This is a genomic window from Methylophilus sp. DMC18, from assembly GCF_056314005.1.
This window is the reverse complement of record NZ_JBQUZE010000003.1, coordinates 86,183-99,070: the sequence shown is the minus strand read 5'-3', so window position 1 is coordinate 99,070 and position 12,888 is coordinate 86,183. Positions and strand designations below refer to the sequence as shown.

General features: G+C 54.7%; 14 protein-coding genes. 5 read left to right on the top strand and 9 right to left on the bottom strand.

Going from position 1 to position 12,888, the window contains the following annotated elements; all coding sequences use genetic code 11:
• Positions 1–20: 20 nt before the first annotated feature.
• Positions 21–1,247 carry a peptide antibiotic transporter SbmA gene (sbmA, locus tag ACT53G_RS07350; protein ID WP_275357771.1) on the bottom strand — a complete coding sequence of 409 codons (1,227 nt, stop codon included), beginning with the start codon at positions 1,245–1,247 and terminating at the stop codon, positions 21–23.
• Between the two features lie 199 nt (positions 1,248–1,446).
• Positions 1,447–1,821, bottom strand: coding sequence for a hypothetical protein (locus ACT53G_RS07345; protein WP_194748865.1), 375 nt, complete (start codon positions 1,819–1,821; stop codon positions 1,447–1,449).
• Positions 1,822–2,021: 200 nt separating this feature from the next.
• On the opposite strand from ACT53G_RS07345, the gene ACT53G_RS07340 reads away from it, so the two are divergent.
• A complete protein-coding gene (locus ACT53G_RS07340) occupies positions 2,022–3,038 on the top strand; it encodes a trypsin-like peptidase domain-containing protein (protein ID WP_194748866.1) in 1,017 nt (338 codons plus the stop codon).
• Between the two features lie 29 nt (positions 3,039–3,067).
• Here ACT53G_RS07340 and ACT53G_RS07335 read toward each other — a convergent pair whose 3' ends face one another.
• Positions 3,068–3,502, bottom strand: coding sequence for a DUF3429 domain-containing protein (locus ACT53G_RS07335; protein ID WP_194748867.1), 435 nt, complete (start codon positions 3,500–3,502; stop codon positions 3,068–3,070).
• Between the two features lie 147 nt (positions 3,503–3,649).
• Here ACT53G_RS07335 and ACT53G_RS07330 point away from each other — a divergent pair, with 147 nt between their 5' ends.
• Positions 3,650–4,444 carry a MipA/OmpV family protein gene (locus ACT53G_RS07330; protein ID WP_379074314.1) on the top strand — a complete coding sequence of 265 codons (795 nt, stop codon included), beginning with the start codon at positions 3,650–3,652 and terminating at the stop codon, positions 4,442–4,444.
• Positions 4,445–4,482: 38 nt separating this feature from the next.
• On the opposite strand, the gene ACT53G_RS07325 is transcribed toward ACT53G_RS07330, so the two are convergent.
• Positions 4,483–5,403 carry a CE1 family esterase gene (locus tag ACT53G_RS07325; protein WP_476169085.1) on the bottom strand — a complete coding sequence of 307 codons (921 nt, stop codon included), beginning with the start codon at positions 5,401–5,403 and terminating at the stop codon, positions 4,483–4,485.
• Between the two features lie 126 nt (positions 5,404–5,529).
• Between ACT53G_RS07325 and ACT53G_RS07320 the strand changes: the two genes are divergently transcribed.
• Positions 5,530–6,129 (top strand): nucleotidyltransferase family protein, encoded by a 600-nt coding sequence (locus tag ACT53G_RS07320; RefSeq protein WP_476169084.1) that lies wholly within the window; start codon positions 5,530–5,532, stop codon positions 6,127–6,129.
• Here the strand turns inward: ACT53G_RS07320 and ACT53G_RS07315 are convergent, their stop codons facing one another.
• From ACT53G_RS07315 to ACT53G_RS07305, 3 genes are read right to left on the bottom strand one after another with little or no spacing between them, the layout of a single operon-like run.
• Complete coding sequence (locus ACT53G_RS07315; protein ID WP_476169083.1) at positions 6,130–7,113, bottom strand: XdhC family protein; 984 nt, start codon at positions 7,111–7,113, stop codon at positions 6,130–6,132.
• Between the two features lie 3 nt (positions 7,114–7,116).
• Positions 7,117–9,279 carry a xanthine dehydrogenase family protein molybdopterin-binding subunit gene (locus ACT53G_RS07310; RefSeq protein WP_476169082.1) on the bottom strand — a complete coding sequence of 721 codons (2,163 nt, stop codon included), beginning with the start codon at positions 9,277–9,279 and terminating at the stop codon, positions 7,117–7,119.
• 11 nt (positions 9,280–9,290) lie between these two features.
• On the bottom strand, positions 9,291–9,746 hold the full coding sequence (locus ACT53G_RS07305) for a (2Fe-2S)-binding protein (RefSeq protein WP_194748873.1): 456 nt from the start codon (positions 9,744–9,746) through the stop codon (positions 9,291–9,293).
• 365 nt (positions 9,747–10,111) lie between these two features.
• Here ACT53G_RS07305 and ACT53G_RS07300 point away from each other — a divergent pair, with 365 nt between their 5' ends.
• A complete protein-coding gene (locus ACT53G_RS07300) occupies positions 10,112–11,119 on the top strand; it encodes a zinc-dependent alcohol dehydrogenase family protein (RefSeq protein WP_476169081.1) in 1,008 nt (335 codons plus the stop codon).
• Here ACT53G_RS07300 and ACT53G_RS07295 read toward each other — a convergent pair.
• Positions 11,116–12,105: an AraC-like ligand-binding domain-containing protein gene (locus ACT53G_RS07295; protein WP_476169080.1), complete on the bottom strand. Its 990-nt coding sequence runs from the start codon at positions 12,103–12,105 to the stop codon at positions 11,116–11,118. The genes ACT53G_RS07300 and ACT53G_RS07295 overlap by 4 nt on opposite strands.
• Positions 12,106–12,258: 153 nt before the next feature.
• On the opposite strand from ACT53G_RS07295, the gene ACT53G_RS07290 reads away from it, so the two are divergent.
• Positions 12,259–12,705 carry a hypothetical protein gene (locus tag ACT53G_RS07290; RefSeq protein WP_476169079.1) on the top strand — a complete coding sequence of 149 codons (447 nt, stop codon included), beginning with the start codon at positions 12,259–12,261 and terminating at the stop codon, positions 12,703–12,705.
• Here ACT53G_RS07290 and ACT53G_RS07285 read toward each other — a convergent pair.
• Entirely contained in the window at positions 12,702–12,881 is a 180-nt protein-coding gene (locus ACT53G_RS07285; protein WP_194748877.1) for a YgaP family membrane protein, read from the bottom strand. The genes ACT53G_RS07290 and ACT53G_RS07285 overlap by 4 nt on opposite strands.
• Positions 12,882–12,888 lie beyond the last annotated feature (7 nt).

Genomic DNA, 12,888 nt, shown 5'->3' with positions numbered 1-12,888 from the left:
GATATCCAGCTTGCAACCGACTAAGCGTTGCTGCGTTCGATTTCAGGCAGGGCCTCGTGTTTAATGGCGGCTTCAAATGCGGTCAACCGTTTGTAAACCGACAGCAGCTCGACAATGGTGGTCCAGGAGTTGACCAGATATTGAAACGAGTTACTCACTTGTGAGAACGCCGTCAGAATCTGCTGCAAAATACCAAACGTGATTTTACCCGCAGCAATGGTAGGCACCAGAATCAAGTAGGCAAAGATATTATCCGCCTGCAAATACAGGCTGCGCGCGACATTGAAATACATATAGTGAAAATACAAGCGGAAGTAGTTTTTACGCACATCCAGAAACAAGGCTTTTAGCGTCTCAGGTTGCGCGCGTGCCGGGTCATCTTCGCCATACACCAGCTCTTTACGATACGCGGCTTCTACCCGCTGGTTTCTGAATTCCAGGCCTGGCAACTTAATCCCGACCGCAGCCAACAAAAAGGTACCGAACACAGACCAGGCAATTGCCGCCGTGAACAGCGGCGCAGGCACCGCCCCAAACACGGGCAGCTCACTTACATACGCAGACAAGCTCCACAACACCGGCAAAAACGCAAACAAGGTCATCACCGCCTCCACCATAGACACGCCCAGGCCCTCCATGATGGTCGCAAAGCGCATAGTGTCTTCCTGTACCCGTTGCGATGCCCCTTCAATGTTGCGCACCTGCGGCCACTGGTGGGTATAAAAATCGTTCATCGCCGTACGCCAGCGGAAAATATAGTGGCTGACAAAAAAGCGAGTCAGGACATAAATAAAAATGGCCACGAACGCGATTTCGGCAAACTGCAACATGAGGATATACAACTGCGCGGTCGTGACCTTGGAGTTGGGCGAAAGCGCCGCTTGCACCGCATCAAAGAAAGGCCGGCGCCAGTTATTGAGCGCTACCGATACCTGCACAGAATAATAGGTCGAGAACAAAATAAACGCGCTACCGACAATCGACCACCATTGCCAGCGGCTAGGTTTAAGCTTGAACCACATCAGCGCAAAAATCGCGACGCTCACCAGGTAATACAGATAAAACAGCTTGAACGGGTCAGTGACAAAATGCCCGAGTCCGATCACCGGCTCCTTCTCTACCATGGATAAACCCAATGCCGTGCCAATGGCAGAAGAATACTCGAACCATATGCCGCAACAGACCATTGCCCACAGAATGACAGACGGCCAGAACCAGCGGGAGTCGGGAAAAAAGGATTTGAACATAGGCGATTGATATTCTTATTAACAAGTGTTCAGTGTATTGGCTCTTGCCCTGGCCTGCAACAAGGTCATGCAATCAGATTCATCAAGTTTTGCAGATCAAATAACGTCCGGCAACAAAAAAGCCCCCATGTGGGAGCTTGAGTATTGTGCGGGGAAAATGTTCAAAATCTTTTACATAGCCGACTTTAAAACGGTCGTGTTAACTGTAATTGCCTCTAAAGCAGCACCCTAAAGGGGAGTTGCTTTGATAGCTGGCGCGTTGAAGCATGACTTTAGCCTTGGGTGAAGATTTGTGGCTGACCAGCCGCCGTTTTACCGGCGCTTTTCTTGCAGACTCCACCTTACCGGGTGTGGCTTGAACTGGCGTGGCTTGTGCGGCATCAGCCATGGCGTCACTAGCCTCAGCCAATTGCACGCGCTGCTCAGGCTCAGGCTTAGCCCCTTCACCTGCATTCACAGCTTTAAGAAAATAACGGTTATCGGCAGGCGCTTCATGTTCAAAGGTAATCATCATCAAGGCCAACATGTTGAGGAAAATCAGTTTGGGAAGCATGTACGATTTGTGGGAATGCATTTTATGCTCAATATTTGAAGGTTGAGTCAGGCACCATCTTAATGGTAAGCGCCGCACTTAGCCGTAGGCTGCCGCTGATTTGCCTGTCAGAAAATGCTTACTCGTACCGCCCCGAAAACGTTTTTGATCCTGACAGGTCTTACCGCTTAAGAATTTTTTACTAAACTATCCGACAGACCTAAATAAAGAATAGAGGGGTTATGAAGTCAATCTTGCTCACCAGCTTGCTTTTGCTGACCAATGTTTTAAATGCTCAGCCCAGTATTGTTGATACGCTGGAACTCGGACACTCGATTGTCATGGTCACCACCGATTTGCCGGATGGCTCAAACGGCAGGGGCTCTGGTGTAGTGGTCAGCCCCGAATACGTGGCGACCAACTGTCATGTGATTGCCAATAGCAAAGGTGTGAATATCGCCAAATTTAGAGATGGTTATCAGCCGATAGGCCTGAAAGCCAACTGGAAGCGCGATGTCTGCCTGCTCAAGTTTGACCCGCTGCCATTCAAACCCATCCCCATGCGAGACAGTCAAAGCCTGCAATATGAAGAAGAAGTCTTTAGCATGAGTTTTCCAGCCGGTGCGCCAGTGCCCCAGCTGTCTTATGGCGCGATCAAGGGCATTTATCCGTTTGATGGCAGCCTGATTGTGCGCTCGAACGCCTCTTTTTACATGGGCTCTAGCGGCGGCGCCTTGTTTGACCAGCACTACAACCTGATTGGCCTGACCACGTTCAAAAGCCCGGGCCAACCAGCGTTTTATTACAGCCTACCGGTCGAGTGGATCAAGGAGCTGATGGCGGCGCCTGAAACCACGTCACTCAAAACCAATGATGTCCCTTTCTGGGCGTTGCCGCTGGAACAACGGCCTTATTTCATGCAGGTGGTAATTCCCTACCAAAATGCAGACTGGCGTGATTTGAAAATCATTGCCGGACAATGGACGGGCCAAGAACCGGCTTCTGCCGATGCCTGGTATTTTTTGGGGCTGGCGGAAGAAGGCTTGCAGCATTATGTGCAGGCAGAGCAGGACCTGAAAAAAGCCTATGACCTTAACCAGCGCGATGTTGATGCCATGCTTGCGCTGTCCAGAGTCGCTTTTGTGCAAAAAGATCTGGCGACATTAGAGTCTATCCAGCCAGCGATTCAGGCGATAGACCCGGAACAAGGCGAAAAAGTCACGCAACAAATCCAGGCCTTAAAGCAAGCCAGTCCCTGAGCCGGTCTAATCTGACGCTGGCCTGGCTTTTAAAACTGCAACACCAGCATCGCGCACAAACACACTGTCACCAGCAGCGTGATTTGTGTGCGCAACTGGTAAAACCAGCGTTCAATCAGCCCCTCAGCCACCAGCTTGCGGTCTATCAGCCATAAAACGATAAAGGCGGCGATCTGCACCAGATATTGGGTGACCGGCACCACAAAAAACAGGGTAGCCCAGGCAAGTAGGGCCAGCAAATTGCTGGTGACCAGCAAATTCAGGCGGGTGTCTTGGGCATGGTTCAAAAACAAGCCCCAGTGTATCCCACATAAAAATGAGATAATAACGGCGCCATAGGTCAGCGCCAGATAGCCGGTATGATAATGCGCCATCCCCTGCATTTGCGCCACCACGGCGCCCGCAAAAGGCAGCGCGCCCATAAAGGTCAATGTTTTAGCCAGCTGAATATGTATAGGTCGCATGTGTTTTCTCCTCTTTGCAGCGATGTGACCATGGTCAATCATTTTGGTTTTGGGGCTGCAGACGAAAAAGCCTGTATGGCATGCGGGAACTAAATCAGCAGTTAAGCGCTCATGCCATCAACATAAAATAATATACGGATACACACCATGAACTTTCATCGCGCATTGCCCGTGGTTGGCACTTGTATGGCCATCACCTTCTTCAGTCCCCTTACGTCTGCCGAATCCCGCATAGACCGGCAAACAGAAACTGCCGTGCCCAGAGCACAAAACCTGTATGGGATTGGCGTTGGCGTCCTGCCAAAGACCTCTGGCTCGGATGAATACCGCGCGCTGGTCTTGCCCATTATTAACGCGAATTATGGCGACCGTTTTTTTATCAATGCCCTGCAAGCGGGCGCCTGGTTAGTGGATAGCGAGGATAAACGCTTACGCTTTGGCCTGTCTGCCGAGGCCAAGTTTGGCTGGGATGCCAGTAAGGGCGACCGTACGCGCGGCATGGATGACCGCGACTTTTCGATTTTTGTTGGGCCGCTGCTCCGCTGGCAAACAGACTATGGCACATTGAATGCGCAATGGACCACGGATGCCAGTGGCAACAGTAACGGCCAGCAGTTTCAGGTGCAATACATCAAGAGCCTGTTAAGGTCGCCAAACTTGCGCCTGAACGGCCTGGTGGGGGCGACCTGGAACAGCCAGAAATTCAACAACTATTACTTTGGGGTGCGCAACAATGAAGTCAACGCCAGTCGGCCGTTTTACCGCGCGGGATCCGGCGTTGAATGGCAGGCAGGCATCAATGGCATGATGCCTGTGATGACGAATCACTCACTGCTTTTTGGTGCATTCATCACCCGACTCAGTGATGAACAATACGACAGCCCGATCACAGAAACACGCATACAACCCATGGCTTACGTCGGCTATAGCATCCCGTTTTAACATAAACAGCCCAGCGCGGCGTACATGCCGACGGAGGCTTAATGGCGGCCATTGGCATTGAAAAAGGCCCAGACCACATCGTTGGCGTCAATCGCCGTTGATCCAGCCTCCCCACCACGGGGTTTGCTGCCCCCCGGCCAGGCATGTCCGCCACTGTCGGTGACACAAAGCTGCACGGGCGCCAACCCGCCACGATGCACCTCACAATAGGCACCGCTGACTTCAAGGATACGCTCCGCCTGTGGATTGGCCTGGTTGAGCTTTACCCATTTCTGTATAGTGGCAGGCACCGAATTAAAACTGACATCTGTCATGGATTTCTCGCCCGGACCACCATTGAATGGGACATGGTCATCGTCTTTGGCGTGAATATGCAAAATCGCCACCGGTTTGCTGGGCAGACATTGCCTGGTATTGTCTGTCCCGGCGACAGCCGCAATCGCACTGATGGTGTCTGACAACTCGCAGGCCAGCCGATAAGACATCATGCCACCATTGGACATGCCATCGACAAAAATGCGGTTGGCATCAATGGCTGTCTTTTGCTGCATGGCTTGAATCATGGCCCGGATCACACTCACATCATCACTTTGTTTTTTGAGCGCTGGACCACAACAGTTACCGGCATTCCAGGTGGCGAACTTGCCGCCCGGCAACCGGCTGTAACCATTAGGAAACACGGCAATATAGCCATGTTTTTCGGCCGCAGAAATCTGGTGATAAAACCGTTCGGTGGCCTGTACCTGCATATTGCCCATCCCGCCATGCAGCACCAGCACCATGGGCAAGGCCTGGCCTGCGCCGACCTGCTTGGGCACATGCACGAGATACTCGCGCGTCTCACCACCAACATTGACCTCAAAGGCATAATCGCCAGAGGCGAGATTTGCCCGGCACAGGGCGGGCAAACAGGTTACACTGCACAGCAAATACACCATCAAGCGCCGAAACCAGGACATGGGGACCCCCTCAACCAGAACAGAATATTGTCATGAACGCTCAAGTATACGATGATGTTGACGCAGCGCTGTAGCTGAACCCACCGCCTTATGTTAGAAAAGCATTTTTTAGACGATCAGGCCCAGATGCATACGCACCTTCCCTCTGACGCCCCCCCTGTAGGCCTGCTGTTAGCCGCTGGCTTCTCCCGCCGGTTTGGTGCGCAAAACAAACTCTTACAGCCCTTGCCTAATGGTGAGTGCATGGCAGTAGTGGCCGCCCGCAGCCTGATCACCGCCTTGCCTCACAGTGTCGCCGTGATACGCGCCAATGTGCCTGAGTTGAGTGCCGCACTCAAGGCCTTGGGATTGATAGTGGTCGAATGTGGCGAGCAGGAGCAGGTCATGGCCGATAGTCTCAAGCTGGGGTTGAACACCGTGTTAACGGCCTTTCCGCAGTACGCCGGCGTGGTGATTGCCTTGGCAGACATGCCCTTTATCCAGCCGCAGACCATACAGCATGTCGCGAATGCCTTGGCTCAGCATCCATTGGCACAACCGGTCATGGCAGGCAAAGCCGGTCATCCGGTGGGTTTCAGCCGTGCGCTGATTCCTGAATTACTCCGGGTGGAAGGCGACCAGGGCGCGCGGGAGGTGGTGCGCGCCCATCAGGGACAGAGCATACACATTGCGTGCGAGGACACGGGCATCTTCAGGGATATTGATACCCCCGCCGACCTGAAATGATCAGGCCATCGCCAGCCTGTGCGCCCGTGAGACCAGGCCCGTTTGCTGCAACTGTGCGCGTTCCTGAATCAACTCAGCCAGGATAGACACGGCAATTTCGGCCGGCGTGCGGCTGCCGATACGCAGACCGACCGGGCCATGCAGGCGGTTCACCTCTTGCTCGGTGAGGTCAAAACTGCGCAAGCGCTGTTTGCGTTTTTCCTGATTTTTGACGGAGCCCAAGGCGCCAATATAAAACGCGTCTGACTTGAGCGCTTCAAGCAACGCCATGTCGTCCAGTTTGGGATCATGGGTGACGGCCACAATCGCCGTGTGTGGATCAGGCGCCATCTCCAGCACCACATCATCCGGCATGCCGGGCAACCAGTCTGCGCCTTCCACATGCCATTCAGCACGCATTTCCTCACGCGGATCGCAGATCATGACGTGAAAATCCAGCGCTTGTGCCATGGCCGCCAACACGGAGCCCAGTTGGTTGGCGCCAATAATCAGCAGCCGCCATTGCGGGCCAAAATAGCTGTGAAACCAGTCACTTTCCAGATAAGGCTGACCTTCAGGCAACACGTATTGATGCCGCACTTCGCCGCGATGCACATGCACCGATCGTTTGAGCAAGCGTCGCTGTGACAAGCTCTCAAGCATGGGCGTTAATTGCGCCGCCTGCGTCAGTGGCTCGGCAAAAATCTTGAGCTGGCCACCACAAGGGATGCCAAAACGCTGTGCTTCTGCCTGATTGACGCCATACTCCATGATTGCAGGCTGCGCGGGCAGTTGTTGATGGCGGGCTTTGTCTGCCAGATCATCTTCAATACAGCCGCCAGAGACAGAGCCGACCAAATGGCCATCTTCACGCACCACCAGTATCGCACCCGGCAACCGGGGGGCAGAGCCCCAGGTCTGGATCACGGTAAACAGATGTGCGCCATAGCCGTGGTCCAGCCAGTCACGGGCACGTTGTAACACTTCCCAATCAGAGGACTGCATGGCTTAAGCCAGCTGATCACCAATCGGCAACCGGCGGATACGCTTGCCAGTCGCAGCAAAAATGGCGTTGGTCACGGCAGGTGCCAGCGGCGGCACGCCCGGCTCCCCCACCCCGCCCATTTTTTCGGTGCTAGGCACAATATGCACCTCCACTTTGGGCATATCTTTCATGCGTAACACCTGGTAGTTGTGGAAGTTGGATTGTTCTACCTGGCCGTCTTTGAAGCTCACCTCGCTACTGAGCGCGGCACCCAGCGCAAAGGCGACACAAGACTCCATCTGCGCTTTGACACCATCCGGGTTCACGGCCAGCCCGCAATCAATCGCCATCACCACGCGGTGCACTTTGACCTCGCCGCCTTTGACGGACACTTCGGCCACCTGTGCCACATAACTGCCAAACGATTCGTGGACGGCAATGCCACGGAACACGCCCGCAGGCAACGGTTTGCCCCAGCCCGCTTTATCGGCCGCCAGATTGAGTGCCGCCAGATGACGGGGATGGTCTTTCAGCAACTGGCGGCGATACGCCAGCGGATCCTGTTTGCTGGCATGCGCCAGTTCATCAATCAGGCTTTCCATGACAAAGGCAGAATGACTATGCCCGACCGAGCGCCACCACAACACCGGCACCTCACTTTGCACCGAGTGCAACTGCACCTCATGATGCGGAGTGCCTTTCACATAGGGCGAATCAGCCACGCCTTCCACCGAGGTGGCATCAATGCCGTCCTTGATCATAACGCCTTCAAAGGGCGTGCCTTTGATAATGGACTGTCCGACCAGCGTCTGTTGCCAGGCCAGCGGTTTGCCCTGTGTGTCGAGCGCGATACTGGCTTTGTGAACAAACATCGGCCGGTAGAACCCCCCCTTGATATCGTCTTCGCGGCTCCAAACCGTTTTCACCGGCATGCCTGCCGCTTTGGCCACTTCAACCGCTTCAGACACAAAGTCTGCACGGGGATTGGCACGACGGCCAAAACCGCCCCCCAAAAACAGCGTGTGAATTTTCACTTGTTCTGGTTTCAAGCCCAGAATCTTGGCAGCTGACGCCTGGTCCGTGGTTTGCATTTGCGTCCCGGTCCAGATTTCACAGCCCTGATCAGAGATTTTGACGGCACAGTTCAAAGGTTCCATCGGTGCATGCGCCAGATAAGGCAACACATATTCCGCATGTATGGTTTGCTTGGCCTGCTTGCTGGCCGTGGCGACATCGCCCGCTTTCGCAGCCTGCAAGCCTGGCTTTTGCGCCAGCGCCTGATATTGCTTGAGCAAGGCAGGGGTATCCGGTTTGTCATGCCCGGCCAGCGCCCATTCCAGCTTGAGAGCCTCGCGCCCCTGCTTGGCGGCCCAGTAATGCTCGGCAATCACGGCAACCCCCGTGGGCACTTTGACCACCTTGATCACGCCCGGCACTTTGCGTGCAGCGGCATCATCCAGGCTTTTGAGTGTGGTGCCAAACACCGGCGCACGTGCCACCATGGCGACTTTGAGTCCTTCAAACTGCACATCCTGACCAAACTTGGCCGTGCCATTGATTTTTTCTGCGCTGTCCAGACGCTTGGTGGCCTTGCCGATCAATTTCCACTGCTCCGGTTTTTTAAGCGTGACGCTGGTCGGTGTCGGCAATTGGCTGGCGGTCTCCACTAGCTTGCCATAACTGAGCTTTTGCGTACCGTTGATGACAAAACCATTTTCGGTGCGCAAGCCAGCTACTGGCACCTTCCATTGCTTGGCCGCCGCCTCCAGCAACAGAACACGTGTCAATGCGCCCGCCTGGCGATAGCGGTCAAACTCTGACCATGTGGTGGAAGAGCCGCCGGTAATCTGGATACCATAGGCGGTATGCACATAAGCAGGCGCCGCAGGCGCATGCTCGACCTTGATCTTGCTCCAGTCGGCATCCAGCTCATCTGCAATCAGCATGGGCAAGGTGGTCCACACGCCCTGCCCCATTTCGCTATGCGCCAACATCACGGTAATACTGTCATCGGCGCCGATGCGCAAAAAGGCATTGGGCGCAGGCAGCGGCAGCGCTTCTGCCGCATTGGCTACGCCCATAAAGCGTTTGGCTTGCGGAATACTGAATGCCACCACAAGGCCGCCAGCGACCAGGGCCGTACTTTTGATAAAACTGCGGCGGGAGAGATTAATGAGATCATTCATGGGGTCTCTCCTTAAGCCAGTTTGGCAGCGGCTTCGTGGATTGCTGCCCGGATACGTTGATAAGTCCCGCAACGGCAAATATTGCCACTCATGGCCGCATCAATATCGGCGTCGCTGGGTTTAGGGTTTTGCTTGAGCAGTGAGGTCGCAGACATGATCTGGCCGGATTGGCAGTAGCCACACTGCACCACATCAATCTGTTGCCAGGCGGCTTGTACGGCCTGGCCCACCTTGTCGTCATGCATGGCTTCTATGGTGGTGATTTTTTTACCCGCGGCCGCACTGACCGGGGTCACACAAGAGCGAATGGCCTGACCATCCAGGTGCACAGTACAGGCTCCACATTGCGCCATGCCACAGCCAAACTTGGTGCCGGTCATGCCAGCCACATCGCGGATTGCCCATAAAAGAGGCATGTCATCGCTCACGTTGAGCTCGGTCTCTTTGCCATTGATATTGAGTTTCATCGTGTTTGTTCCTTTTTAAAATCTGATGCTGCAGTCGCAAAACCAATTTAAGGTTGGCTATCGTGAAAATATACTAACATACATGATTGTATGTATGGGCGTCCCGGAGCTGCATAAATTTAAATTTAATCGTGTTAAGTCTACAGCGTGCAGCCCGTGATTTAGCTGGTCACGCAGCCGCTTTACATCTGTCGATCCAATCAGGACGAGATCCTGAAACAGTCTTTACATTGGCTTCACTCCCGTCCGCCTGCTGGTGCCGGGCGATTTACTTTGTCTGCAAGTCAGGGCAGAATCAAGCGCTTACCGTGAACATTTATCCTTATAAATGCAATCCCCATGTCACGCTTGATTAGGAGAACGCCATGACGAAAGCCATTATTCTGCAACCGGGCGGCGGCTACCAAAATGTCACCGTCGGCACACGCGAAGCGCCTGCGCCAACTGCCGGGCAAATCACGGTCAGGCTGCATGCCAACTCGCTCAATTACCATGATTTTGCCGTGGTCAGCGGCATGTGGGGGCCCAGCGAGCCGCGTATCCCGATGGCGGATGGCGCGGGTGAAGTAGTCGCGGTCGGCGCAGGCGTCACCGAATTCAAAGTAGGCGATGCCGTGGTCAGTACTTTTTTCCCCACCTGGCAAGTGGGTGAACCGCTGGTTGAAGGCTTTGCCACCGTGCCAGGCGATGGTGTGGATGGCTATGCGCGTGAAATCGTCACCGCCAGCGTGGAATCTTTTACGCTGGCCCCCAAAGGCTGGAGCCATATCGAATCTTCCACCTTGACTACCGCCGCCCTGACGGCCTGGCGCGCACTGATGTCTGATGATCAGCTCACCCCTGGCAATACTGTGCTGGTGCAAGGCACGGGTGGCGTTTCCCTCTTTGCCTTGCAATTTGCCAAGCTGGCAGGCGCAACCGTGATTGCCACCTCGTCCAGCGAAGCCAAGCTGGAAAAACTCAAGGCCATGGGTGCAGATCACCTGATCAATTACAAAACCACCCCGGCCTGGGGAACGCTGGCGCGCGAACTGACGGGCGGCCGTGGCGTCGATCACGTGGTCGAGGTGGGCGGTCCGGCCACCCTCGAACAGTCCATGCTGGCGGCGCGCGTCGGTGGCCATGTCTCTGTCATTGGTATTTTGACCGGCTTGGCGGGCGACTTTCCCCTGGTCACGGCCCTGATCAAGCAACTGCGCCTGCAAGGCGTGCTGGTGGGTAGCCGCAGCATGCAGCAAGCCATGATCAAGGCCATAGACGCGAATGGCCTGAAACCGGTGGTGGATAAGGTGTTTGCGCTGGAGGAAATGGTGCAGGCCTTCCAGTATCAGGAGACCAATCAGCACTTTGGCAAAATTTGCCTGCAGATTTAACGGAGTAAAGCCCCCTGCTGCCGAAAAGCACGGGGGGCGTCGCCAAACTGCTGCTTAAAGGCCCGGCTGAAATGTGCAAAATCGTTAAAGCCGCAAGCCAGCGCGATCTCGGAAATGCTCCGGTGCTGCCAGGCCGGTTGCTTGAGGTATTGCGCACTCAGCGCCAGCCGCTGTTGCCAGACATAGCGCATCAAAGACGTCTGTTCATCGGCAAACAATTGATTGATATACCGGCTGGAAAATCCGGTGGCAGCGGCAATGGCGTCACTATCCAGGTCTGCATCCTGTAGGTGCTTACTGAGCCACTGCTTGATTTGCAACAATGACAAACTGCGGCCAGGCGAACGCGGCAGCGTATGGTCTTGCAAGGTTTCAAGCGCATTGCCCAGCATGTCTAGCATGGGCGCCGCGCTGGCATCGAATGCCTGCATGGAGAGTTGATTCAGCTGACGCTTGAGCTGTTGCAAAAACGGCGACAACATGGCGGTCATGCCGTGCTGCAATCGCATGGGCATCGCCGTCAGATGCCCGGCCTGCGGCAAACGCTGATGCAACAAGGTTCTTGGGATAGAAACAATCAGCTTGGAAAACGCCTCTGGACAATGGATATAGTGCGGCACCGTGGCATCATAAATAGTCATGTCGCCAGGGCGCAAAAACACTTCCCGCCCTTGCTGTTGCAGACAATACCGGCCTTGCAGCAACAGGACGGCAAAATAATTATCCAACTGCGGACGACTGATTTCTCGCGTCCCGCGCTGGATGGTCAGGCTGTTGGAGTGGATCACGGATAGTTGCAACGCCTGCCAAGGATAGAGCGTCATCTCGTTGTAAAGTGGGGCTGCCGTGGGCGGGACGATGTCCACCTCCGCATATTCACGTCCAATCACCTCACACAACCATGCCTTGCGCTGACTGGGTGCGACCAGATCGGAGCTATATTTTCGACCTGTCGCTGCGACTACTGTCCTTGCTTGCTGCGCCATGACCCTCTCCTTTGCTGAGCGAAATTAAGTCACAAACAGCTAGATTTCGCAAGCGAGTCATCTCCGTTTCAGTCAAGCGTGAGCTCCGTCCAGATCAAGCAAACCATGACAGATGGGCTATGCTGGGGACACGATATCCCCCAGGAGACTTTGATGCAATCGACCCCACAAGCCCACCAGATGTTATTGAAAGGGGCCGCATGCTGGCTGCTGATGGCGTTGTTACTGGCATGGTGTATGGTGGGCCTGAACTTTGGTGTGGCCCCACTCAAGGCGATTTTCGCGGGAAAATTCACGCGGCTGTTGCAAGCACATATCGATTTTCTGCTGATGACCGCCCTCATTTTTGGCATTGCGGCCAGCCGGGTCTCGTTGCCATGGCATGTACGCTGGGCGATGGTGATAGGCGCATTTACCAACTCCAGCCTGTTTTTACTGATGGCCATTTTCCCGGCGCTGGACAATCCTGAGCTCCCGCCGCCCTTGCTGTTTCAGGGCTATTTGTTTGCCAGCCTCTTTACCACCAGCTATGGTTTTGGCAAAGCCTCTGTGCTGATTTTAAAGTCTGGGTTGCAAACAACCCCTCACCGAGAACCTTAGCGACGGTTAATCTTGAGCAAGGCATAAAGCGGGCACCACTGGATCAGCCCGGTCGCCAGCGGCACCAGCCCAAACCAGCCCCAGGTGGGACCCTGGAAAAACAGGGTCCACATCAGCAATCCGGCGCCGATAATCACTCTTAAATACTGTTCCAATTGCCCGATATTATCTGCCATGGCAGCC